Origin of the sequence: Agrobacterium larrymoorei (assembly GCF_030819275.1) — a bacterium.
GTDB classification, from domain to species: Bacteria; Pseudomonadota; Alphaproteobacteria; order Rhizobiales; family Rhizobiaceae; genus Agrobacterium; species Agrobacterium larrymoorei_B.
This window is the reverse complement of record NZ_JAUTBL010000002.1, coordinates 1,310,195-1,329,127: the sequence shown is the minus strand read 5'-3', so window position 1 is coordinate 1,329,127 and position 18,933 is coordinate 1,310,195. Positions and strand designations below refer to the sequence as shown.

The 18,933-nt window shown below is 57.3% G+C and carries 17 protein-coding genes, 1 pseudogene and 1 other annotated feature; of the genes and pseudogenes, 9 read left to right on the top strand and 9 right to left on the bottom strand.

Translation table 11 applies throughout. The features are described from left to right. Positions 1-2: 2 nt before the first annotated feature. The 4 genes from QE408_RS15075 to hemN all read right to left on the bottom strand — a co-directional run bounded on the left by QE408_RS15075 (position 3) and on the right by hemN (position 3,768). Entirely contained in the window at positions 3-1,199 is a 1,197-nt protein-coding gene (locus QE408_RS15075) for a beta-ketoacyl-ACP synthase (RefSeq protein WP_306932504.1), read from the bottom strand. Positions 1,200-1,376: 177 nt separating this feature from the next. Next, positions 1,377-1,856, bottom strand: coding sequence for a 3-hydroxyacyl-ACP dehydratase FabZ family protein (locus QE408_RS15070; RefSeq protein WP_306932502.1), 480 nt, complete (start codon positions 1,854-1,856; stop codon positions 1,377-1,379). Between the two features lie 151 nt (positions 1,857-2,007). Beyond that, positions 2,008-2,286, bottom strand: a complete 279-nt coding sequence (locus QE408_RS15065) for an acyl carrier protein (RefSeq protein WP_027675812.1) — start codon at positions 2,284-2,286, stop codon at positions 2,008-2,010. A gap of 132 nt (positions 2,287-2,418) precedes the next feature. Beyond that, on the bottom strand, positions 2,419-3,768 hold the full coding sequence (gene hemN, locus QE408_RS15060) for an oxygen-independent coproporphyrinogen III oxidase (protein WP_306932490.1): 1,350 nt from the start codon (positions 3,766-3,768) through the stop codon (positions 2,419-2,421). A 199-nt stretch (positions 3,769-3,967) separates the two neighbouring features. Here hemN and fnrN point away from each other — a divergent pair, with 199 nt between their 5' ends. Beyond that, on the top strand, positions 3,968-4,693 hold the full coding sequence (fnrN, locus tag QE408_RS15055; RefSeq protein WP_306932488.1) for a transcriptional regulator FnrN: 726 nt from the start codon (positions 3,968-3,970) through the stop codon (positions 4,691-4,693). Positions 4,694-5,041: 348 nt separating this feature from the next. Next, positions 5,042-5,097 (top strand) — a sequence feature (sul1 is cis-regulatory element that is thought to sense ions involved in sulfur or methionine metabolism; They are found in Alphaproteobacteria). 75 nt (positions 5,098-5,172) lie between these two features. Further along, on the top strand, positions 5,173-6,660 hold the full coding sequence (locus tag QE408_RS15050; protein WP_306932487.1) for a SulP family inorganic anion transporter: 1,488 nt from the start codon (positions 5,173-5,175) through the stop codon (positions 6,658-6,660). 79 nt (positions 6,661-6,739) lie between these two features. Here QE408_RS15050 and QE408_RS15045 read toward each other — a convergent pair whose 3' ends face one another. Continuing rightward, positions 6,740-7,081, bottom strand: a complete 342-nt coding sequence (locus tag QE408_RS15045; RefSeq protein WP_245495350.1) for a hypothetical protein — start codon at positions 7,079-7,081, stop codon at positions 6,740-6,742. Positions 7,082-7,262: 181 nt separating this feature from the next. Here QE408_RS15045 and QE408_RS15040 point away from each other — a divergent pair, with 181 nt between their 5' ends. The 6 genes and pseudogenes from QE408_RS15040 (at position 7,263) to QE408_RS15015 (ending at position 13,917) form a co-directional block, all read left to right on the top strand. Next, positions 7,263-9,119 (top strand): PHA/PHB synthase family protein, encoded by a 1,857-nt coding sequence (locus tag QE408_RS15040; protein WP_130979654.1) that lies wholly within the window; start codon positions 7,263-7,265, stop codon positions 9,117-9,119. Between the two features lie 27 nt (positions 9,120-9,146). After that, positions 9,147-9,866, top strand: coding sequence for a DNA/RNA nuclease SfsA (gene sfsA / locus QE408_RS15035; protein ID WP_130979655.1), 720 nt, complete (start codon positions 9,147-9,149; stop codon positions 9,864-9,866). A gap of 32 nt (positions 9,867-9,898) precedes the next feature. After that, entirely contained in the window at positions 9,899-10,729 is an 831-nt protein-coding gene (map, locus tag QE408_RS15030) for a type I methionyl aminopeptidase (RefSeq protein ID WP_130979656.1), read from the top strand. A 180-nt stretch (positions 10,730-10,909) separates the two neighbouring features. Then, positions 10,910-11,578 (top strand): annotated as a pseudogene (radC, locus tag QE408_RS15025) (RadC family protein); the annotation flags it as partial. 184 nt (positions 11,579-11,762) lie between these two features. Then, positions 11,763-12,185 (top strand): TadE/TadG family type IV pilus assembly protein, encoded by a 423-nt coding sequence (locus tag QE408_RS15020; RefSeq protein ID WP_130979657.1) that lies wholly within the window; start codon positions 11,763-11,765, stop codon positions 12,183-12,185. Position 12,186: 1 nt separating this feature from the next. After that, positions 12,187-13,917: a TadG family pilus assembly protein gene (locus QE408_RS15015; protein ID WP_306932479.1), complete on the top strand. Its 1,731-nt coding sequence runs from the start codon at positions 12,187-12,189 to the stop codon at positions 13,915-13,917. 68 nt (positions 13,918-13,985) lie between these two features. Here the strand turns inward: QE408_RS15015 and QE408_RS15010 are convergent, their stop codons facing one another. Beyond that, on the bottom strand, positions 13,986-15,362 hold the full coding sequence (locus tag QE408_RS15010) for a class II 3-deoxy-7-phosphoheptulonate synthase (RefSeq protein ID WP_130979659.1): 1,377 nt from the start codon (positions 15,360-15,362) through the stop codon (positions 13,986-13,988). Positions 15,363-15,452: 90 nt separating this feature from the next. Beyond that, complete coding sequence (locus tag QE408_RS15005; RefSeq protein WP_306932477.1) at positions 15,453-15,716, bottom strand: hypothetical protein; 264 nt, start codon at positions 15,714-15,716, stop codon at positions 15,453-15,455. Positions 15,717-15,860: 144 nt separating this feature from the next. On the opposite strand from QE408_RS15005, the gene QE408_RS15000 reads away from it, so the two are divergent. Continuing rightward, a complete protein-coding gene (locus tag QE408_RS15000) occupies positions 15,861-16,769 on the top strand; it encodes a LysR family transcriptional regulator (protein WP_306932476.1) in 909 nt (302 codons plus the stop codon). On the opposite strand, the gene gor is transcribed toward QE408_RS15000, so the two are convergent. Both gor and QE408_RS14990 read right to left on the bottom strand, forming a co-directional pair. Continuing rightward, complete coding sequence (gene gor / locus QE408_RS14995; protein ID WP_306932474.1) at positions 16,747-18,135, bottom strand: glutathione-disulfide reductase; 1,389 nt, start codon at positions 18,133-18,135, stop codon at positions 16,747-16,749. The genes QE408_RS15000 and gor overlap by 23 nt on opposite strands. A gap of 200 nt (positions 18,136-18,335) precedes the next feature. Continuing rightward, complete coding sequence (locus tag QE408_RS14990; protein ID WP_306932473.1) at positions 18,336-18,932, bottom strand: DUF2059 domain-containing protein; 597 nt, start codon at positions 18,930-18,932, stop codon at positions 18,336-18,338. Position 18,933 lies beyond the last annotated feature (1 nt).

The following is an 18,933-nucleotide window of genomic DNA, read 5'->3' as shown; positions in this document are numbered from 1 at the left end:
CCTCAAGCGTCTCTGGAAAGAACGGCGACACCTTCGCCGCGCACATGGCCAACCGTGGTAACGACCGCTTCCGTCGCGGCAGATGCCATCGGCTTTTCTGCCGCGCTATCAAAAGGCGGGACTTTTGCGCCGCTTTCGAGCGTAAGCGCGGCCAGTGCGAGCCCCAGTGGAAACTGTGCCTCGAGTCCGTGACCGGTGACACCACCGAAGCCACGAATGGCAGCATGTGGCAGTTTTTTTTCAAGAACATCCTTTTCGCGAGATGTCAGGCCGTCGTAGCCGCTGGCGCCAGAAAGCACGATGGTTTCAGCCGCATCCTTGGCAGGCGCAAGCAGTCGCTCCAGGCGCTTCTCCAGCTTGCTGTCGTCGCGGTTGCCACGATCGCCTTCGATCGCGTCGATCCGGGCGTAGATCTTGGCGCCACGCGCCTGTGCATGCTTGCGGGATTCAAGCACAAGGAAGGCGCCGACGGAGCCGGTGATCATGCCACCGCCCTCGCCTCCCGTTCGCGACCAAAGCGGCTGCCAGCCACCTTGAGCATGCGCACCAATGGCTTCAAACAGCAAAGTCATATCGGGACGTTCGGCCGCGAATGCACCGCCGACGAGCGCGTGGCTCGATTCACCTGAGCGGATGCGATAGAAAGCGGTTTCAACGGCAGAGATCCCTGCGCCCTCTTCACCCATGAAGGTACGTGAGGAGCCGGTGACCTTATGCACGATCGAAATATTGCCAGCCATCAGGTTCGAAAGCTGCGCGAGAAACAGCGTTGGGCGAAGCTCTGTCGTGAGTTTCTCGTTGAGCATCACTTCGCGGTCATTGCGCTTGAGGCCTTCATCGACAATCAGCGTATCGACATTGATGTCGCGTTCGCCGCCACCGGCTGCGACGATCATGTCCATCGTGCCGCAGGCTTCTGCGTCTTCCTTCAGGCCAGCATCGTCCAGCGCAAGACCGGCGGCAAACACGCCGAGGCGCTGCCAGTTTTCCATCTGGCGCTGATCCTTGCGCCCGATTTGCGCGGACCAGTCGATTTCAGGCAGCGGATGGATGGGATAAGGCGCAAATTTTTCCCTCTCGACGATCGCCGCAGGCGTCGTGGTGCTGGAAAGCAGCGCAATATGGGCATCTTTACCGACACCATGACAGGTCACGATACCGACCCCGGTAATCACCACATCATTGTCAGACTTCATCATCCGTGATCCTTCGTCGCTTTTCCGAGACGTAATCTCGGGCCAGCCTCATAAGCGGCAGGGACGCCGCACTTGCCATGCGGAATAATGCGCGCGATGCGGCTTTGCAATGGCGAAGGCAAAATGACCTCGGCCTTGCATGACTTTTCAGCATTTAAACGCGAGGAAAGCGCTTTTCGATCAGGCGGAGGTATCAGCGGCAATGGCCGCCATCAGACCTACTTCCTCGGCGCGCTTCTTCACGATCGGCGCAAGCGGAATCTCGGAAAAAGGCATGGTGCGAAGCTTCAGCTGTGCGTCGCAGACCTTTTTTCCGCCCGATGTGATCTTTGCCTTGGTGACGGCAAAGCCGGATCCGTCATGCTCGAGATAGGCTTCGATATCCAGTTCGGCATTGGGCTCCACGAAGGTGCGCATCTTGGCACTATCGACCGACATCAGGAAAGGCATCGCGGCAAAATCACTCATGGCAAGAACCAGCATGCCGGAGGTCTGCGCCATGGTTTCGATCAACAACACCCCTGGAACCAGCGGCATGCCCGGAAAATGGCCCTCGAAGACGGGACTCTTATCCGGCACGACCGAACGTGCCTTCAAGATGCGGGCTGATCTGTCGATAGACTCGATTCGGTCCACCATCTGGAAATATTCGAGAAGCATGTCTTGTCCGTGGAATGCGCCAGCTAGCTTCGCCCCGAGACAGTGTCTGATGGGCAAAAGATCCTCGGGCATATCTCCCGAGGATCGAATATAGTCTCAAAGCACAAGGCAGGGTCCGTGAAACGGAAATAGCCTAAGCAAAAGAAGACGTTCAGCCCTTGGCGGCCTTCAACTCGTCGATCTTGGCGCAAAGATTCTTCAGAACGAAGTATTCTTCGGTCGAAACCTTGCCTTCGTTGACTTCCTGCGTCCACTGCTCGAGCGGGATCTTGATACCGAATTCCTTGTCGATGGCGAAAACGATATCGAGGAAGTCGAGGCTGTCGATGCCGAGGTCGTCGATCGTATGGCTTTCCGGCGTAATGGTTTCGCGATCGATTTCGCTGGTGTCAGCGATGATGTCGGCAACCTTATCGAATGTAGCTGTCACGCCCGTAATCCTTTGTGTTCTTAATTATAAAGGTCTCTTCAGACGCACCACATAGGGAAGTTGCATCAAAAAGCCAATGCTTTCGTGATCGATCCGTCATTTTGCGCGATGTGTGTTGCGCACGACCTACAGTCAAACGGCCAGAGAATGACGTCCCCGGCCATTGGAGAGATAGGTGTCAAAGGTTGCGGCAATGCTGCGAGCAAACGGCTTGCCTGTCTCCGTCAAAGTAAAATGGCCGGCCTCAAGATGGACAAGTCCATCCCGGTCACTCTCCGCAAATTGCCGGGCCTCTTCGACGGCCGGAAGTGAGGCAGGGCCATAAAGCACACTGAGCGCCGAAAGATCGAGCGCAAAATCACACATGATCCTTTCAATCACGAAGGCCCTCACCCGGTCCTGCACAGAAAGCGCGATACCACGGGCCGTGCAGAAGCCATCGGCTTCAGCCATCCGCTCATATTCGCCGGTTGCAACCGTGTTCTGCACATAGCCTTGGGGAAACTTGCCTATGGAGGATGCGCCAAGCCCTATCAGGGCGTCGGCGCCGTCATCGGTATAGCCTTGAAAATTACGGCGAAGCTCTCCCTCTTTCACAGCCCTTGCCAGGCTATCTCCAGGCTTTGCGAAGTGATCGATACCGACCGGCTGGTAGCCCGCTTCCACTAACATTTCTGCTGCGGTCTTCATCTGCCTGTAGCGCGCGATCGCATCCGGCAGCGCCTCTTGCGGTATCATCGTCTGGTGTTTCTTCATCCATGGCACATGCGCGTAACCAAAGAGAGCGACGCGATCCGGGTTTAGAGAGATGATCTTGTCGACGGTGTCGCGCATCGTCTCTAGCGTTTGACACGGGAGGCCGTAGAGCACATCGCAATTGACGGAGTGGACGCCTCTCGCCCTCACCGCATCGACCACGGATTTCGTCTGCTCAAAGGTCTGTATGCGGTTGATTGTCTTCTGCACGTTCGGATCAAAGTCCTGTACGCCGAGGCTTGCCCGCGTCATCCCGATTGCAGCCAGGGCATCGTAACGTCCCTCATCAAGATCATTCGGGTCCATCTCCACGCTTATTTCCACGTCATCGGAAAAAGAGAATGCCGAACGCAGTGAGTCCATCAGAGCAATCAGGTCTTCCGGCCTGACCATCGTTGGCGATCCGCCTCCGAAATGCACGGCCTTCACCTTGGTCTCGCGCGCAACAAGCCCGCCAACTGCTTCGATTTCCTTGTGGAGCGCTCTTAGATAGATGGCTATCGGCTCGTAGCGGAGCGTGTGTTTGGTGTGGCAGGCACAGAACCAACAGAGCCGATCACAATAGGGAATATGGATGTAGAGCGATAGGCAATTATGCGAATCAAGAGCCCGCAGCCAGGACGAATATTCGCCAGCTCCTATGCCCTCATGGAAGTGCGGCGCTGTCGGATAGCTGGTGTAGCGGGGAACGGCCGCGGAATATTTCTTCAACAAATGCTCCGTCATAGCGATCACGTCCTGACATGTATCAATTCTGCGACTTAGGGATACAGACTGCGACAGTTTGCAACTTTGACTTCGATCAAATTAGCTAATAAACAAATTGATCAGAGGCGGTGTGGGGACATTTGCTTTGGGGCTTGAGGTAACGGGAATTTTTGAGATCGCACATGCGGTCGGACCCGTTCGACTTGGACGTGATGCGATGGACACGCTGCGGAGAACTATCCACAATTCAGAGATGCCCGTAGTGTGCCGCTCCTGCGAGGCGCGCCATGGCGGCCTTTGCGGTGTGCTCACTCCAGCGCAGCTCCTGGAGATCAACCGCCAGTCCAGCCGCAAGACGTTCGAGACCGGTCATGAATTGCTCGGGCAAGGCGAACTCGTGCCCTACTACGCCAACATCCTCAGTGGCGTCATCAAGTTGTCGAAGATGATGTCTGACGGTCGCCAGCAGATCGTCGGCCTGCAATTCGCACCTGATTTTCTCGGGCGTCCTTTCAATGCTGAAAGCAATATGACAGCCGAGGCCGCGACGGATGTGGAGATCTGCCTGTTTCCGCGGCGCATCGTGGACCGCATGATCAGCGAAGTGCCGAATATGGAGCGCAAGCTTCACGGGCAGTCATTGAAGGAACTTGACGAAGCGCGGGACTGGATGCTGACGCTTGGTCGTAAATCCGCACAGGAAAAGGTTGCAAGTTTTCTGTATCTGATAGCGACGCATATCGACCCTGAAAAGGGCGATGCGTCTTGCTTCGACCTGCCATTATCACGCGCGGACATTGCCGATTTTCTGGGTCTGACCATCGAGACCGTCAGCCGTCAGATGACCAAGCTGAAGAAAGAGGGCATCATTCGGATCGAGAACAACCGGCATATCACCGTACCCGATCTCGACGCTCTCAACGACGCCGCTGGCAACGACTGAGCTAACCTACTTGTCCCAGTGCAAGTGCGTCAGCGATGCGCCGAACATATAGGGCGCCTTTGCCTCTGCGGGTGTAAAAACCGCTCCGGTCAGGATCAAAACTACAAAAAAGCACTTCATCATCACGCTCCCCAGCGTCTGCCATCAAGTGGCCTCCCTGGAGACAAGTTATAGAAGATAAGATACTCTTTTCGTTTAAGAAAATCGGTTATCGCCAGATTGGAAAGATGCGTCAAAAGCGCCGTATCCCGGTAGGAATCCGTTAAGACAGATCAATGGCGCTTCGATGCTCAGCAGAACAGTGCCGGTTGCGACATAGCGACTTCTCGACTATAGAACACTCATCCACATGGACCCGGTGAAAATCCGGGTGGCTCTTCTGGCCGCCAATCCGCCAGACAACACAGCAACGCAACCTGTTTCGTCTTTTGAGGACCGAGTTCTGCTCGGCCCGTTGCATCAACTGTGGTAACTCATCCATGCAAACTTTCTCACACTACCGTCAGGAGTGGTTCTCCAATATTCGTGGAGACGTGCTCTCCGGTATCGTCGTCGCGCTTGCGCTCATCCCGGAAGCCATCGGTTTTTCCGTTATTGCCGGTGTCGATCCCAAAGTGGGGCTCTACGCCTCGTTTGCGATTGCCTGCGTCGCAGCTTTCGTCGGCGGACGTCCCGGCATGATCTCCGCTGCAACGGCTGCGACAGCCGTGGTGATGGTCTCGCTCGTCAAAGAGCACGGGCTTCAATATCTTTTCGCCGCAACGATCCTGATGGGTCTCATCCAGATCGTGGCAGGCTGGCTGAAGGTCGGACGCGTTATGCGCTTCGTCTCACGCTCGGTCATTACCGGCTTCGTCAATGCGCTCGCCATCCTCATCTTCATGGCGCAGTTGCCTGAACTGATTGGCGTTCCAACAGTGACCTATGTGATGATCGCGGCGGGTCTCGCCATCATCTATCTCTTTCCATACGTCACCAAGGCGGTCCCCTCACCGCTCGTTGCCATCGCCGTCCTGACCATTGTCGCATGGTGGACGGGGATGGAGCTTCGCACTGTAGGCGACCTGGGCGAACTACCATCGAGCTTTCCAGTGCTAATGATTCCGCAAGTCCCGCTGACATGGGAGACGCTGCAGATCATCTTCCCTTATTCCATCACGCTCGCAGCCGTCGGTCTTCTTGAGTCCCTCCTTACGGCTCAAATCGTCGACGACATGACGGATACGCCGAGCAAAAAGAGCCAGGAATGCGTTGGCCAGGGTGCCGGCAATATCGCCTCCGCCTTGATCGGCGGCATGGGCGGATGCGCGATGATCGGCCAGTCGGTGATCAATGTGACTTCCGGGGGACGCGGGCGGCTCTCGACCTTTGTCGCTGGCGCGTTTTTGCTTTTTCTCATCGTTGTGCTGGACGACCTTGTTCGCATCATTCCGATGGCAGCACTCGTCGCGGTGATGATCATGGTGTCGATCGGAACCTTTTCCTGGCGCTCGATCCTCGAGCTGAGACGCAACCCGCTATCATCCTCCGTCGTCATGCTGGCAACGGTCGTGACCGTGGTGGCAACGCACGATCTCGCCAAAGGCGTTATCGTCGGCGTCCTGCTGTCTGGCATTTTTTTTGCCGGCAAGGTCTCCAAGCTCTTCCGCATCACGCGGAGTAACGATGCGACCACGAGGACCGTCACCTATACTGTCGAGGGCCAGATTTTCTTTGCCTCGGCGGAGAACTTCATCCATGCCTTCGATTTTGCCGAGCAGGCGGACAAGATTGTCATAAATGTTTCCGCCGCCCATCTCTGGGACATCACCGCAGTCGGTGCCTTGGATAAGGTCGTCTTAAAGTACCGCAATGCTGGCGTCGAGGTTGTGGTCACGGGCTTCAACAAGGCCAGCGCCGATATGGTCGACAGGTTCGCGCTTCACGACAGACAAGAACGGCTGGCGGCGAGTGCTTCCCTGCATTGACAAAAAATAGGGGCCGCGGCAATGCAGCGGCCCTTTTCAGCTCCGTGCAGATGTGACGATGAATGTCGGTTTCGTTCGCTTACTGTGAGGCAGCGGGCGTTGACGTCGGCTGCTGTTGCTCTGCGAGCGCGCGAAGCTCCGCAACGCGACGCTTATACTCCGCCTCAGTGATCTGGCCGCGGCGGCGGGCAGCGCCGAGTGCGGTCAGGTTCTGCTCCATGGTCGAGGCTTCGTTCTCTTCCATCTGCGGCATGGCAGCCGTCATAGGCTTGGCGAAGGTCGGGAAATTACCGGTGTCGCGCTTCTGCAACGGGCCACTGCTGACCGGCTGCGGACCGACGATCTGCGCCTTGGGCCGCTCCATATGAGCCGGATTGACAATAGGCTTCGGCGTGGTGCAGGCAGCCAGAGGAAGGACCAAGCCGCAAACCAACAGCACAGATGCTGTTTTTACGCTTCCCGAATGCTTGCCCATTATCCTGCCCCACCTGTAAGCTATCTGTCGCTTGTCGAACGCAATTTGCCAGCGTCCGTGTTGCTGGAACTTGTATTCGTTTTCGTACAGAATGTGCAAATACAAAAATCGCCGCGGAGGAGAACGTATGGCCGGCATTGGAGGCGGACCCAACGATCCTGAGGACAAAGGGTTCAGTTTCGATCCCAAATCTGCCGATGCCTATATTCTTCGCGATCCGCAGGCCTTCGCCATGAACATCGCCAGAGCTGTGGAAAATCTCGGCAAGGCTGCTTCAGAGTGGCTGGCACCCAGAGAGCGCGGCGAGATTCCGCGCACCAGCACGAGCCCGATGAGCGATGTCTTCCAGACGCTGTCCGATGTGGCGGAATATTGGATGGCCGAGCCGCAGCGCTCCGTCGAGGCGCAGACCCACCTTTTGTCGAACTACTTCGATATCTGGCAAGAATCGCTCCTGCGACTATCCGAACAGCAAGGGAAAGCTGGAGAGAAAAAACCACAGGCCGGAGCCAAAAGCGGCCATAAACGCTTCGCCGACAACGACTGGCAGGCAAACCCGTTTTTCGACTTTCTGCAGAAGGTCTATTTCGCTACCGCCGACTGGGCGGAGAAAATGGTGACAGAGGCTGACGGGCTGGACGAGCGGACCCGGGAAAAGGCACGCTTCTATATGCGGCAGGTGACTGAGGCGATGTCTCCAGCCAACTTTGCCTTCACCAATCCCCAGGTGTTTCGCGAAACGGTTGCCACGAGTGGAGCCAACCTCGTCAAAGGAATGGCCCAGTTGGCGGAAGATATGGCGGCTGGTAAGGGGCATTTAAGGCTTCGCCAGACCGACTATAACCAGTTCGTAATCGGCCAGAACATCGCCGTTTCTCCAGGTAAGGTGATTGCGCGAAGCGATCTTTGCGAGATCATCCAGTATGCCCCCTCGACGGAAAAGGTGTTCAAGCGCCCTCTTCTTATCATCCCGCCATGGATCAATAAATTTTACATTCTCGATCTCAACGCCCGGAAATCCTTCGTCAAGTGGTGCGTCGACCAAGGCCACAGCGTCTTCATGATCTCCTGGGTCAATCCGGATGTACGTCACGCAGAAAAAGGATGGGACGACTACATTCAGGAGGGCATCGACTTTGCGCTTGCCACGATTGAAGAGGCGACGGGAGAACAGGAGGCCAATGCGGTGGGCTACTGCATCGGCGGCACGCTTCTGGCTGCCACCCTCGCCCTGCATGCACAGAAGAACGATCATCGCATCCGCAGTGCCACGCTGCTTGCGGCGCAGACCGACTTTACCCATGCGGGCGATCTGAAGATCTTCATTGACGAGCCACAGCTTGCTGCGCTCGATGCCCATATGAAGGCGGTCGGTTACCTCGATGGCGCGATCATGGCGAGCGTCTTCAACATGCTTCGCGCATCCGATCTGATCTGGCCCTATATGGTCGACAACTATCTGCGCGGCACCCAGCCGCCTCCCTTTGACCTCCTCTATTGGAACTCTGATTCCACCCGCGTCGCAGCCGCCGTGCATTCCTTCTATCTGCGCAATTGCTATCTGGAAAACAATCTGGCCGAAGGACGGATGGTGGCGGATGGCAAGGTACTGAACCTAAAGGATGTCACCATCCCGATCTATGATCTTGCCACGCGCGACGACCACATAGCTCCGGCGAAATCAGTCTTCGAGGGCGCAAAGCCGTTCGGTGGGTCGGTCGAGTTCGTGCTGGGTGGTTCGGGCCATATTGCAGGCGTGGTCAACCCGCCCGATGCTGGCAAATATCAATACTGGACCGGAACGTCACCCGTCGGTGATTTTGAAGAATGGCAGCAGCAAAGCAGCGTTCATACCGGATCCTGGTGGCCGCATTGGCAGAACTGGCTTGAGGCACAGAGCGGAGAAAAGGTCTGGGCGCGCATTCCGGGAGATGGCAGGCTCACTCCGCTTTGCGACGCGCCAGGCACCTATGTTCTTGAATGACCAGGGCGATGCGAAGACACTCGCGCCATGCGCTTTGATTCTCCCCTCGTGCCCGCCACGCTCGTCTCTCGTTATAAACGCTTCCTTTTCGATGCCGTTCTGGACAACGGAACAGCGATCACCGGATCATGCCCCAATACGGGTTCTATGCGTGGGCTGACGACGCCGGGTTCGCGCATTTGGCTTTCCGAGCATGACAGTCCGACGCGTAAATATCGCCACATGCTGGAAATGGTCGAGGCGGATGGAACGATCGTTGGCATCAACACAGGAATGCCGAACCGGCTGGCAGAGGAGGCTATTCTTTCGGATAGGATTCCCTCGCTACGTGGCTACAATGTCTTGAAGCGCGAGCAGCGATATGGCGTCAATTCCCGCATCGATTTCCTGCTTTCGGCGTCTGGAAGACCGGATGCCTATGTCGAGGTCAAGAACGTGCATTTCATGCGCGAGGCCGGACTTGCAGAGTTTCCGGACACGGCGACGAAGCGGGGCGCCAAACACCTCGAAGAACTCGGCGACGCGTCAGAAGCCGGTTATCGCGCTGTCATGCTCTATCTGATCCAGCGCGCCGATTGCCATCGGATGCGCATCTGCTCCGATCTTGATCCGGTCTACGCCGTTGCGTTTCAGCGCGCGATGAAGCGTGGCGTAGAAGCCTATGCCATCCGTTGCGAGGTTTCGCCGACGGAAATTGTCGCGAACCGGATGGTTGCAATAGACGACTGGCACCCTGCTGATTTATGAACGCAGGTGAAAGTAAGACAGAAAGCGATAGTATGGTCACCTATATCGATGCGGCATCGGCCCCCATGAAGAATACGGGCGTTATCCGACTCTATAACTCCGAAGATTTTGAGGGCATGCGCAAGGCAAGTCAGCTAACGGCGCGCTGCCTCGATGCGCTCGCCGACATGGTCAAGCCAGGAATCACGACCAACGCAATCGATCGCTTCGTCTTCGAATTCGGAGCCGATCATGGTGCCCTGCCCGCGACGCTCAATTATCGCGGCTATACCAAATCCGTCTGCACCTCGATCAACCATGTTGTTTGCCACGGCATTCCTGACGACAAGCCGCTTCGTGAAGGCGATATCGTCAATATCGACGTGACCTATCTCCTGGACGGCTGGTATGGCGATTCGAGCCGCATGTATCCGGTTGGACAGATCAAGCGGTCTGCCGAGCGCCTGCTCGAAGTCACCTATGAGTGCCTGATGCGCGGCATCGCTGCGGTAAAACCCGGCGTGCGAACCGGCGCCATCGGTGCCGCGATCCAGGCTTACGCGGAATCGGAGCGCTGCTCCGTCGTGACGGATTTCTGCGGCCACGGCGTCGGGCGTCTTTTCCATGATACGCCGAACATTCTGCATTACGGCAAGGAAAGCGATGGTCCGGAAATCCGTGAGGGCATGATCTTCACCATCGAGCCGATGATCAACCTCGGCAAGCCGCATGTGAAGGTTCTCTCGGATGGATGGACGGCGGTGACTCGCGACAGATCGCTCTCCGCGCAATATGAACACGCCGTCGGCGTCACCGCGACGGGCTGCGAGGTCTTCACCCTGTCGCCGGGCGGCTTCCACCGGCCCGGCCTGCCGCCGCTCTAAGAGGAGAGTTATCGCCAGATGGCCAAAGGTCCCTCGCCCGACACCGGAAAAACATCAGCATTTGGCGAAACATCCCGGGCGAGCGACCTGTTTGGCAGTCCGATAGACCTCGTCGCTCCCGGCGAGATAACACCTTTACCTCACCCGACCAAGGCGAAGACAAAAGACAGCGTAGAGGTCCCACACTACCATGGTCACCGGGAAAGATTGCGGGCAAAATATCGTGATATCGGCGACGTGGCGCTCGCGGACTACGAACTCCTTGAGCTTTTGCTCTTCAGGCTCATTCCGCGCCGCGATACCAAGCCTATCGCCAAGGCGCTGATCGCCCGCTTTGGAACCCTTGGCGGAGTCCTCGGCGCGCCGCTATCGCTTCTGCAGGAAGTGAGTGGCGTCGGAGAAGCTGTGGCACTGGATCTGAAACTCGTCGCTTCCGTCTCGCAACGGATGCTGAAAAGCGAAATCCGCAACAAGCAGGTGCTCGGTTCGTGGTCTTCGGTCATCGATTACTGCCATGCTGCCATGGCCTACGAAACGCGAGAGCAGTTCAGGATCCTGTTTCTGGATAAGCGCAACGTTTTGATTGCCGACGAGGTCCAGGGGCATGGCACCGTGGACCACACCCCGGTCTATCCGCGTGAACTGGTGCGGCGCGCCCTCGAACTCTCTTCGACAGCCATTATCCTGGTGCACAATCATCCCAGTGGAGACCCGACACCGTCCAAGGCCGATATCGATATGACGAAAACCATCATTGATACGGCAAAGCCGCTTGGGATTGTCGTGCATGATCATATCATCATCGGCAAGGACGGGCATGTGAGCTTCAAAGGCCTGCGGCTGATCTGAAGACTTTAGAAAATATTCGATAGTTATTGCGGATAAGTATTACTTATCATCTCGCCATTTGTGAAGGTATATTGGTACCATCCCAAAGTGACACACAACCCAAAGCTTTTCCATTAAGAAAAAAACAACTTCGCCACATTAGAATCTCCAAAGATATAAAGCATCAAGCGTATCGGAGGATGCCATGGCACTTATGGCAAGAATGCTTCGTAATCGTGCAGGCTCATCTGCCGTCGAATTTGCGATTATTGCCCCCATCTTTCTGCTGGTCCTACTGACCATGATCGCTTACGGCATCTACCTGATGACCGCCTATTCCGTGCAGCAGGTGGCGGCGGATGCCGCCAGAACCGCAGTTGCCGGACTGAACAACAACGAACGTGAGGCGCTGGCCAGGGACTTCGTGTCCAGAAGCGCCCTTAGCTACGCCTTCATGGACAAGCGCTATTTCCATGTGACGGTCGGCAGCGATCTCAGCAATAGCAATCAGTTCACCGTTACGGTCGAGTATGATGCCACTGAGCTGCCGATCTGGAGCCTCTACTCCTACGCCCTTCCGGAAAAGACCATCAAGCGTTTCTCGACAATCCGGATTGGAGGGGTCTGACATGAGAAAAGCAGAATTTCCGCAGTCGCGATTTTGGAAAAACACATCCGGCAATATCGCCATCATGGCCGGGCTTACCGCGCCACTCTTTGCCGGCATTCTGGCCCTCGGTGTGGATTATGGGGCGCTGACATTGCAAAGGCGAGAGCTTCAACAGACCGCCGACCTTGCCGCCATTTCTGCTGCCGGCGCTCCCAATCCGGAACAGGCGGTGTTGCAGCACTTCAAGCTCAACGGCAAAAAGCTCGGCGTCAAGATCCCCGAGGGCGTGTTGACCGATACAGGGATAGTCCCCCTCGACATCAACGGCGAAGTACCTGGCATGGACGGCTATGCCGAGATCACCAAGGGCCGCTATGTGCCCGATCCAACTACCGATGTCGGTCAGCGGTTCGTTGCCAACGCCACACCGCTCAATGCGGTGAAGGTGGATATCGTTGAACGAGGAACGCTCTTTTTCGCATCGAGTTTCACCACGCCACCGAAGGTTTCCGCAGTTGGAACGGCGGCAGCACAGCGTATAGCGGCCTTCTCCGTGGGATCGCGTCTGGCGTCACTCAATGAAGGCATCCTCAACGCGCTCCTCAGCGGGCTCTTGGGCTCGTCTGTCAGTCTCAAGCTGATGGATTACCAGGCGCTCGTCAGCGCCGACGTCAATCTGTTAAAGGTCATCGACGTCCTTGCTGTCGATCTCGGTCTACAGGCTGGCACTTATCGGGAAGTGTTGGCGACTGATGTCACCGTCAGTCAGTTTCTCAGCGCGCTTGGCCGCACAACCGGCCTGTCGCCATCTGTGACGGCAGCGGTCAAAACGCTGGAACGGACGGCCAACAAAAGCCGTATCAGCCTTCCTCTTGAGAAGATCGTCAACCTCGGTCCGTTTCTGGACTCGATGGTCGGCAACAGCGAAAACCTCAAGGTCACGGCGGGTGTCTTCGATCTGGTCTCAGCGGCAGCGGTTGCAGGCAACGGAAGCCAACAGATTGCGATCAATGCGGGCGCATCCGTTCCTGGGCTTGCGGCAACCAAGATCACGCTGGCAGTGGGCGAACCTCCTGTCAGCACGCCCCCACTGGCCGTCGGCGCATCCGGCACGGTCGTTCGAACGGCACAGACACGCCTTGCCATCGATACGTCGGTGGTTGGGTTGAAGGCGCTTCTCGGTCTACAGATTCACATCCCTCTGTATGTCGAAGTGGCCAACGCAGAAGCACGGCTTGCCGACATCCGGTGCATGACGCCCGGCAACGGCGCGGTCGATATCGATGTGGTGCCGGGTCTTGCTGAGATTTCGCTCGGCAATGTCGACACCAGTGCATTCAACAATTTCGGCCGCACACCGCGTGTTACCAAAGCATCGATCGTCGATTCTGCCGTGGTCAAGATCAACGGTATGGCGCAGATCAACAGCGGCAATCTGACGAAGAGCCGACTGACATTCTATCAATCGGAAATCCAGCTTGGCAGGATCAAGCAGGTGTCGACGAAGGATGTCACCACTTCGCTCGTCACCTCGCTTCTGAGGAAGCTTGATCTCGATATCAACGTGCTGTTCCTGACGATTGGCTCACCCACGGTTCTCCAGGCAGCGCTTGCCGATACGTTGGGCGCTGCGACAAAACCCATTGATGAGCTGCTCTACAATACCTTACTGGTCCTGGGTGTGAAGATCGGCGAAGCGGATGTGCGGGTGACGGATCTGCGCTGCATGCAGCCTGTGCTGGTTCAGTGACCCCTGCTCAAAACAAGAAAGCCGCCGGATCGCTCCAGCGGCCTCATCACTTCTAAATCTTAGTTCGCTCAAGCGTTGGCGACGGCCAGGCGCTTTTCGTCGCGACCGCTCTTCATCCGCTCGGACAGGAGGAACGCCAGCTCCAGAGCCTGGTCGGCGTTGAGGCGCGGATCGCAGTGCGTGTGGTAGCGGTCGGACAGGGAATCTGCTGTCACGGCGCGCGCACCACCGGTGCATTCCGTCACGTCCTTGCCGGTCATCTCGATGTGGATGCCGCCCGGATGCGTGCCTTCGGCGCGGTGGATCTGGAAGAAGCTTTCCACTTCCGACAGAATGCGCTCGAATGGACGCGTCTTGTAGTGGTTGAGCGTGATCGTGTTGCCGTGCATCGGGTCGCATGACCAGATGACCTTACGGCCTTCCTTCTCGACGGCGCGGATCAGCTTCGGCAGATGGTCGGCGACCTTGTCATGACCAAAGCGGCAGATCAGCGTCAGGCGTCCTGCTTCGTTGGCGGGGTTCAGCGCGTCGATCAGCTGGATCAAATTGTCCGGCTGGAGCGACGGGCCGCACTTCAAACCGATCGGGTTCTTGATGCCGCGGAAATATTCGACATGCGCGTGGTCGAGCTGGCGCGTGCGGTCACCGATCCACAGCATGTGGCCGGAGGTCGCGTACCAATCGCCCGATGTGGAGTCGATGCGGGTCAATGCTTCTTCATAGCCGAGAAGCAGCGCTTCATGGCTGGTGAAGAAATCCGTTTCACGGAGGCTCGGATTGTTATCGGCGCTGATGCCGATCGCCTTCATGAAGTCCATCGTTTCGGAGATACGACCGGCAAGCTTGCGGTAGCGATCGGCCTGCGGGGAATCCTTGACGAAGCCGAGCATCCACTGATGCACGTTCTCCAGATTGGCATAGCCACCCATGGCGAAAGCGCGAAGCAGGTTCAGTGTTGCAGCCGACTGACGGTAGGCGTCCAGCTGGCGCTCCGGGTTGGGAATGCGCGAGGCTTCGTTGAACTCGATACCGTTGATGATGTCACCACGGTAAGACGGCAGTTCTACGCCATTTTGCGCTTCGATGTTGGACGAGCGCGGCTTGGCGAACTGGCCTGCAATGCGGCCAACCTTGACGACGGGCAACTGCGCGCCATAGGTCAGGACAACGGCCATCTGCAGGAAGGCGCGGAAGAAGTCACGGATATTGTCTGCGCCATGCTCCAGGAAGCTTTCGGCGCAATCGCCACCCTGCAGGAGGAAGGCTTCGCCTTCGGCAACGCTCGCAAGCTGCTTCTTCAGGCGGCGTGCTTCACCGGCAAAAACCAGAGGAGGATAGCTTGCAAGCTGGGCTTCCGTTGCTGCAAGCGCAGCAGCGTCCGGATATTGTGGAACCTGCTGGATGGGCTTCTGTCTCCAGCTACCGGGCGTCCAATTCTGTGCCATTCTACTCACCTGTCTCCCCGCCCGAAAAATTGCGCGGGCGTCCGCACCTTTAAAAATTGAGCGGCTTATAAACCTTTGCAGGGAGCTTGCCTAGTCAATTACCGACGCTTTTGGACCTGCGGAAACCGCCTGGGATTCGGGATTATCCTTGAATTGAAGCCTTTGTGGTTCACATCGTTGTTTTTGCAGCCCATCGCGATTGTGCAACCGCTGCACAACCCGCCAGAGAAACAAGCCGAAATGGTCGAGACGTGTCGATGGCCATGTCTCCCATCGGTGATCATCTCCACTCTTCCGCTCCGCGACGTTGTTACGAGCCAATCTCTCCATCGCAAACATGGTTTCCGGCAACATGATCTTCCTCCTGTTTTCTCGACAGGAGGTAAGGCAGAGGTTGCGGGCGGCGTAGATGCGGAAATGAAAGGCGCGTTTCAGCGGCGAACGGTGCAAAGCGGCATTGATCGGGCTATAAATGTCCGATCAGCCGGAGAGCTTGCCATGACAGACGTGAACTGGGACGATCTGAAACTCTTTCATATCGTTGCGACCGAAGGTGGTCTGGCAGGCGCGGCAAGCCTGACCGGTATCAGCGCACCGACGATTGGTCGAAAGATGCTCTTTCTCGAACGGACGATGGGACGCACGCTCTTCATCCGCAGCCAGCAGGGCTACAAGCTGGCGCCCGATGGGGTGATCCTGTTCGAACGCGTGCAACACATGCGGCGGACCGCGGCTGAGATCAGCCAGTGGCACGGCGACGCCTTCTCGCTACCCATCGTGTCGATTTCCTCCAACATCTGGCTGATGGGTTTCATCGCAGAAAACGCAAGCGCCATTCGAGGACCAGACGGCGCCTTTCGGCTATGCTGCAAGCACTTCGGCCCCGACGATGACCTCACCTACCGGCGTGGTATGATCGGGGTCTTTGATGCTCCTCCACAGCACGGCAACTTTGCTGTGCGCAAGTCCATCACCGTCAATTACTGCGTCTACCGGTCGAAGGAACTTCACCAGGATGCATCCGCGCCCTGGATTTCAATCGGCACGGAAGTTGCGGCGTCGGATGCGGAGATGTGGGTCTTTCGCAATCGGGAACAGATGATCCACACATGGACAAATGCGCCAGCCCTTTTGCCGCGCCTGGTCCAGAGCGGGGCCGGCAAAGGCGTGTTGCCCGCCTATATCGGCGACGCCCTGCCCGGCGTGGTGCGCGACGGCGACGTCATCGAAGAACTCACTCACAACCTGTGGATCACCGTCAACGACGATGATCGACATGCGCCGGAGATGCGTGGCGCCATCGACAGGCTCGCGGCATTGTTAAAGCGCAACGAGCGACAATTCGAAGGCATGCAAGCAGAGCCTGTCGACCGTCAAAGCCCGGTTATACTCTTTCCCCGTTCTTGATGCGGTAGCTTGGCGTATACATTGTCACCAGCTCCTCGGCCGCTGTCGGATGGACCGCCATGGTGGCGTCGAAGTCGTCCTTGGTGCAACCGGCCTTCAGCGTGATGCCGAGAAGTTGTGCCATCTCACCGGCCTCATGACCGAGGATATGCGCGCCCACGACCTTCCGGTCGGCGGCGTTGACGAGGAGCTTCATGATGGTCTTTTCCTGACGACCGGAGAGCGTCGCCTTCATCGGGCGGAACTGCGCACGGTATACCTCGACCTCGTCGAATTTCGACGCCGCCTGCTCTTCCGACAGGCCCACCGTGCCGATTTCGGGCTGAGAAAAGACCGCCGTCGCAATCAGATGGTGATCTGGTTTGGTCGGGTTGTTCTTGAATTCCGTCTCGATGAAGCACATCGCCTCATGAATGGCGACAGGGGTCAGCTGTACCCGGTCGGTGACGTCGCCAAGCGCATAGATGTGGGGGACATTGGTGCGCGAATACTCATCGACGATGATCGCGCCCTTCTCATTGGTCTTGACACCAGCCTTTTCCAGCCCGAGACCCTTGGTGTTCGGATCGCGGCCAAGTGCCAACATGACGAGGCCGACATGGATCGACGTGCCCTTTTTGGTGCGGGCCATGAAGCCGCCTGCCCCGTCCTTGCTCACGTCCTCGATCACATCTTCAAGGACGATGCGGATGCCCTTGGCTTCCATCGCCTCATGCAGGCCTTTGCGCATGTCGCCATCGAAGCCGTTCAGAATTTCCTTGCCGCGATAGATCAGCGTCGTTTCGACCCCGAGGCCGTGGAAGATATTAGCGAATTCGACGGCGATGTAACCGCCGCCGGCAATCAGGATCGACTTGGGCAATTCTTCCAAATGAAAGGCTTCGTTGGACGAGATCGTCAGCTCATGGCCCGGCAGTGACACGTGGGCATTCGGCGTGCCGCCGACGGCAATCACGATACGCTCTGCCGTTACGGTCTGTCCGGTGCTGAGAAGCTTCACGCTATGCGCGTCGACAAGCTCTGCACGGCTATCGAAGACATCGGCCTTGGCGTTTTCCAGGCCCTTGCGGTAAAGGCCTTCCAGACGCTCGATTTCCTTGTCCTTAGCGGCGATCAGCTTTTTCCAGTCGAAGGTGCTATCACCGACGTTCCAGCCAAAGCCTTTGGCATCTTCGAAGTGCTCAGGATATTGCGACGCGTAGACAAAGAGCTTCTTCGGCACGCAGCCTCTGATCACGCAGGTGCCGCCGTAACGATATTCCTCGGCGATGCCGACCCGCTTGCCAAGCGACGCTGCTACGCGGGCGCTGCGCACACCGCCGGAGCCGCCGCCAATAACAAAGAGATCATAATCGTAGGATGTCATCATAAACCCCTGTCATCGGCCGAGAGACGTACAGTATCGACTGTCGCAGCGTGGAAAATCAGCCCGTTAAGCAAAGCGGCGCATCAGAAACGCGCAGTACCCAGGCATCGTCTTGATGCTCATATAGGTGCCCGTACCGGCAAAAGAAAAGCCCGGAATCTCTCCCGGGCTTTGAAAAATACTGAATGATCAGCCTGCTATCATGGCTTTGGCGCGGGCGCCGCAGCCGGAGCAGCCGTCGCTCCCGGAGCGCCGCCAATGTTGGCTGCGTTCGCAGGAAGGGGCTGGAGATCAGCGCCGGCGACCTTCTGAAGCTCTGCCATGCTGGAGGCGTTGAGATCACGGTTGATGCCAGCTGCCCAGATGTCGGCGGCCTTCATCAGTTCGCGTGTCGCAATCGGTCCGTCCTTGAGAAGCTTTTTGCCGGCTTCGCTGCTGTAGAAGCCGGAGATGGCCTTCAGCTCATCGATCGAGAAAGCGCGCGCATAGGTCAGGGCCGCTTCGCGTTCCAGGTCGGCACGGCGTGGTGCGAGTTCCAATGCCTTGGCATCGACCGTCGCGGTGATCTGGTCTTCGACGTTTGGCGACGACTGAATGAGTTCGGACTTCAGACGCTCCGCAAGACCCGGCAGAATGTTGTCGAAGCGATCGGTGACGCCCAGTGCCGTGATTGCCTGCTTTGCAGCAGCGATATGCTCTGCAGAAATCTCCTGCGCGCGTGCGGCAGTGCCGAACACGAGGCCGGAAATAAGGATCGAAGCAGCGGCAGCTTTGCCCAGTCCCGCTATTTTACCCATC

What these genes read in the sequence shown, in the direction of transcription:
- QE408_RS15075 (WP_306932504.1), bottom strand. Translation starts at nt 1,199, where the DNA reads ATGATGAAGTCTGACAATGATGTGGTGATTACCGGGGTCGGTATCGTG.
- QE408_RS15070 (WP_306932502.1), bottom strand. Translation starts at nt 1,856, where the DNA reads ATGCTTCTCGAATATTTCCAGATGGTGGACCGAATCGAGTCTATCGAC.
- hemN (WP_306932490.1), bottom strand. Translation starts at nt 3,768, where the DNA reads ATGACGGAGCATTTGTTGAAGAAATATTCCGCGGCCGTTCCCCGCTAC.
- fnrN (WP_306932488.1), top strand. Translation starts at nt 3,968, where the DNA reads ATGGACACGCTGCGGAGAACTATCCACAATTCAGAGATGCCCGTAGTG.
- QE408_RS15050 (WP_306932487.1), top strand. Translation starts at nt 5,173, where the DNA reads ATGCAAACTTTCTCACACTACCGTCAGGAGTGGTTCTCCAATATTCGT.
- QE408_RS15040 (WP_130979654.1), top strand. Translation starts at nt 7,263, where the DNA reads ATGGCCGGCATTGGAGGCGGACCCAACGATCCTGAGGACAAAGGGTTC.
- sfsA (WP_130979655.1), top strand. Translation starts at nt 9,147, where the DNA reads ATGCGCTTTGATTCTCCCCTCGTGCCCGCCACGCTCGTCTCTCGTTAT.
- map (WP_130979656.1), top strand. Translation starts at nt 9,899, where the DNA reads ATGGTCACCTATATCGATGCGGCATCGGCCCCCATGAAGAATACGGGC.
- QE408_RS15020 (WP_130979657.1), top strand. Translation starts at nt 11,763, where the DNA reads ATGGCACTTATGGCAAGAATGCTTCGTAATCGTGCAGGCTCATCTGCC.
- QE408_RS15015 (WP_306932479.1), top strand. Translation starts at nt 12,187, where the DNA reads ATGAGAAAAGCAGAATTTCCGCAGTCGCGATTTTGGAAAAACACATCC.
- QE408_RS15010 (WP_130979659.1), bottom strand. Translation starts at nt 15,362, where the DNA reads ATGGCACAGAATTGGACGCCCGGTAGCTGGAGACAGAAGCCCATCCAG.
- QE408_RS15005 (WP_306932477.1), bottom strand. Translation starts at nt 15,716, where the DNA reads ATGTTGCCGGAAACCATGTTTGCGATGGAGAGATTGGCTCGTAACAAC.
- QE408_RS15000 (WP_306932476.1), top strand. Translation starts at nt 15,861, where the DNA reads ATGACAGACGTGAACTGGGACGATCTGAAACTCTTTCATATCGTTGCG.
- gor (WP_306932474.1), bottom strand. Translation starts at nt 18,135, where the DNA reads ATGACATCCTACGATTATGATCTCTTTGTTATTGGCGGCGGCTCCGGC.
- QE408_RS14990 (WP_306932473.1), bottom strand. Translation starts at nt 18,932, where the DNA reads ATGGGTAAAATAGCGGGACTGGGCAAAGCTGCCGCTGCTTCGATCCTT.